Consider the following 3,872-nt stretch of genomic DNA (forward strand, 5'->3'; position numbering starts at 1 on the left):
TATACAATGAAATGCGACCGCACTTAAGTTTGGATATGAAAACACCAAATCAAGTGCATAAAAAAGACCTGGCGCTTTCGCACCAAGTCTTTCATTAAAACCGTCAACCTATTTCAGGACGGGACACGTAAACCTTTATTTAAGCTTACCGTCTAGCTCTTCAATTTTAGCTTTCCAAATTGCAGGGCCTTGCGTGTGTGCGTTAGCACCTTCGCTGTCTACAGCAACCGTAACTGGCATATCTTCTACTTCAAATTCGTAGATTGCTTCCATACCTAAATCTTCAAAGGCAACCACGCGTGCTTTTTTAATTGCTTTAGATACTAAGTATGCCGCACCACCTACAGCCATTAAATAAACCGATTTATGCTCTTTAATCGACTCAACTGTAGCAGGACCACGCTCAGCTTTGCCTATCATGCCTACAATGCCGGTTTTTTCTAGCATCATATCGGTAAATTTATCCATACGTGTTGCGGTTGTAGGGCCTGCAGGGCCTACAGCTTCATCACCTACAGCATCAACTGGACCAACGTAATAAATAAACTTATTATCAAAATCAACGCCCTCAGGTAAACCTTCACCTGAATTGATCATATCTTGTAAGCGTTTATGAGCAGCATCACGGCCTGTTAAAATAGTGCCTGAGAGTAAAACAGTTTCTCCCATTTTCCACTCGCGGGTGTCTTCTTTAGTTAACGTATCTAAATTAACACGGCGAGTTCCTTCACCTACTTCAAATGTCACTTCTGGCCAGTCTTCTAGCTTAGGCGCTTTTAAATCTGCAGGGCCTGAGCCGTCTAGTGTAAAGTGTACGTGGCGCGTAGCTGCACAGTTAGGGATCATCACAACAGGTTTTGATGCCGCATGCGTAGGCGCTGTTTTTACTTTAATATCAACAACCGTGGTTAAACCACCTAAACCTTGTGCGCCAATACCTAGTTTGTTAGCACGTTCAAAAATTTCTAAACGCAGTTTTTCTTCCGTTGTTTCTGCCCCGCGCTCCATAAGCTCATGAATATCAACCGGGTCCATTAACGACTCTTTTGCCATTACCGCTGCTTTTTCGGCGGTTCCACCAATGCCTATACCTAGCATGCCTGGCGGGCACCAACCAGCGCCCATTGTCGGTAGCGTTTTTTCTACCCATGCAGCTACATCGTCAGATGGGTTTAGCATAACCATTTTACTTTTGTTCTCTGAGCCGCCGCCTTTCGCTGCAACCATTACTTCTACTTCGCCGCCCGCCACTAAATCAATGTGTACAACTGAAGGGGTATTATCTTTAGTGTTTTTACGTGTGCCAGCAGGGTCAGCTACAATAGACGCTCGTAGTGGGTTATCTGGATTTAAATATGCGCGACGTGTGCCTTCATCAACCATTTGTTGTACGGTTAAATCTGTTTTATCCCACTTAACATCCATCCCTACTTTTACAAAACAGGTAATAATACCCGTGTCTTGACACAATGGACGCTTGCCTTCAGCCGACATACGCGAGTTAATTAAAATTTGCGCGATTGCATCTTTTGCAGCCTTGCTTTGTTCTTTGTTGTAGGCTTTTTCTAGCGCTTGAACAAAATCAAGGGGGTGATAAAAAGAGATATATTGCAACGCATCTTCAATGCTATCAATAAAGTCTTGCTGACGGATTGTACTCATAGTGGTTCCTTAAGTTAGCGTTACGCTTAAGCGTAATCTATACCAAACCGGTGACGGTGGTTTGCACTGTTTTAATTACAACGTAGATTTGATACTAAACGCTGCCAAAAAAATTTGACTTATGATACCCTCCCAGCCCGTTTCGAGCCAGTTCTTAAAGGGGCAGTAAATGCTAAACAATAAAAAAAATTGTGTAAAATTAGCCATAACACAAAACTGCATTGATGTTTTCGCGCATTTTGCGCATTTACCCTATGCCGTATTACTAGACTCAGCCAATAGCGAGCACATAAATAGTCGCTTTGATATTATTGCGATAGAGCCTCATGCTATTTTAGAAGTAAACAACAATCAAAGCGTATTTAATCAGCAGCTTGACTCGCGTAGCCCCTTTACAATAATGAACGATGAGCTAAGTAAACTTAGTGCGCAAAAAGCCGCTAATAACCTGCCTTTTAACGGCGGTTGGCTTGGTTATTTTGGTTACGATTTAGGGCGTATTATTGAGCACATGCCACGCACGGCAAAACACGATATAACGTTGCCACAAATGGCCATTGGCCTTTATTTAGATGCGCTTATATTTGATAAACACCAGCAAAGCTGGTTTTATGTTTCTCAACCTGAGGTGAACCGTTTAGCGCTTTACCAGCAATATTTAGCAAACGATATAGTACCAGCACAGTTTTCGCTAACCAGCGATTGGCGCTCAAATATGAGTGAACATGAATACGCTGACAAATTTGCGCAAATACAAGATTATTTAAAAAGTGGTGATTGCTATCAAATCAACCTAGCCCAGCGCTTTAGTGCCGGTTTTAAAGGCGACCCTTTCCAAGCCTACAAAGTATTGCGTGAGGCTAATAAAGCGCCATTTTCTAGCTTTATTAATCACCCACGTGGCGCCATTTTATCAATATCGCCAGAGCGCTTTATTGCAGTTCACGACAATATAGTTGAAACAAAACCTATCAAAGGCACTTTGCCACGCATGGCAGATGCAATCGCCGACCAACAGCAAGCCAGAGCCCTTGAAAACTCAACCAAAGACCGCGCAGAAAACGTAATGATTGTTGATTTACTGCGTAACGATTTAGGTAAAGTTGCAAAACCTGGCTCTGTAAAGGTGCCCTCACTTTTTGCTATTGAGAGCTTTCCGGCAGTGCATCACTTAGTGAGTACCGTAACGGCAGAGCTAGATGAAAGTAAAACGTGTGTTGATCAGCTTGAAGCAGCATTTCCCGGTGGGTCAATCACCGGCGCGCCTAAAATTAGAGCTATGGAGATAATTGAAGAGCTAGAGCCTCATAGGCGTAGTATTTACTGTGGCTCTATAGGGTATTTAAGCGCCTGCGGTAATATGGACACCAGTATTACAATCCGTACATTGGTTTGTCATAAAGAACACATTTATTGCTGGGCCGGCGGTGGTATTGTCGCTGATTCTAAAGTCGAATTGGAATACCAAGAAACATACGATAAAGTGAATAAAATACTTCCTTTATTAAAACAGTAGAACGCTTTGAATAGTGAACATATTATGGCGCGGTTTCAGCTAAGCCCTACTGCTGCGCCAAATCAAATAAAAGATACCCGTAAAAAGCGTGCCAGTGCGGTTATGCTGCCTATTATTGATGTTGATAACCACGCGCATATTTTATTGTGCAAACGCCCTACTTATTTACATCATCACCCTGGGGAAATTTGTTTACCCGGCGGTAAGTTTGAGCAAAGCGATAAACACCTGCGCACCACAGCGCTTCGAGAACTACACGAAGAGCTTAATATAGCGCCAAGTAATGTTAAAGTGCTCGGGCAGCTGCCACAATACTCTACCCTAACAGGCTTTAGCATTAGCCCATTTGTGGGTTTACTTGATGAACACACAGTATGGGAGAACGATTATAATGAAGTGCAAGCTAGCTTTTTACTGTCGCTTACCCAGCTTTCAAACGAGGCCAATTGGCAGCCTATTCCTTTTCAACGTTTTGGCAAAACCATCACCTTGCAAGGGTTTAGTACACCGCACGGATTACTGTGGGGAGCAACGGCTAGCATTATAAAAAACTTTACAAAACAGCTTGCACGGCAAGATCATTATAAATTGAACTTATAGAATATGTAGTGATCAGATCAAGGCATAATAATCACCTTGGTCACGTAAAATATGAGCGCTACTTTTCTGAAACACTTTAATTCAATTACCGATC

At 42.6% G+C, this 3,872-nt stretch carries 3 protein-coding genes; 2 read left to right on the forward strand and 1 reads right to left on the reverse strand.

What is annotated here, in order from left to right:
* Positions 1-135: 135 nt before the first annotated feature.
* Positions 136-1,662, reverse strand: coding sequence for a fumarate hydratase (locus tag PSI06_RS20680; protein WP_004589406.1), 1,527 nt, complete (start codon positions 1,660-1,662; stop codon positions 136-138).
* A gap of 169 nt (positions 1,663-1,831) precedes the next feature.
* Between PSI06_RS20680 and pabB the strand changes: the two genes are divergently transcribed.
* Positions 1,832-3,178: an aminodeoxychorismate synthase component I gene (gene pabB, locus PSI06_RS20685; RefSeq protein ID WP_004589405.1), complete on the forward strand. Its 1,347-nt coding sequence runs from the start codon at positions 1,832-1,834 to the stop codon at positions 3,176-3,178.
* 6 nt (positions 3,179-3,184) lie between these two features.
* The gene (locus PSI06_RS20690; RefSeq protein WP_273604779.1) at positions 3,185-3,778 is read left to right on the forward strand and encodes an NUDIX hydrolase; all 594 of its coding nucleotides are present in this window, start codon (positions 3,185-3,187) and stop codon (positions 3,776-3,778) included.
* The last annotated feature ends 94 nt before the right edge of the window (positions 3,779-3,872 follow it).

Origin of the sequence: Pseudoalteromonas sp. GABNS16E (genome assembly GCF_028598715.1) — a bacterium.
GTDB lineage: Bacteria > Pseudomonadota > Gammaproteobacteria > Enterobacterales > Alteromonadaceae > Pseudoalteromonas > Pseudoalteromonas atlantica.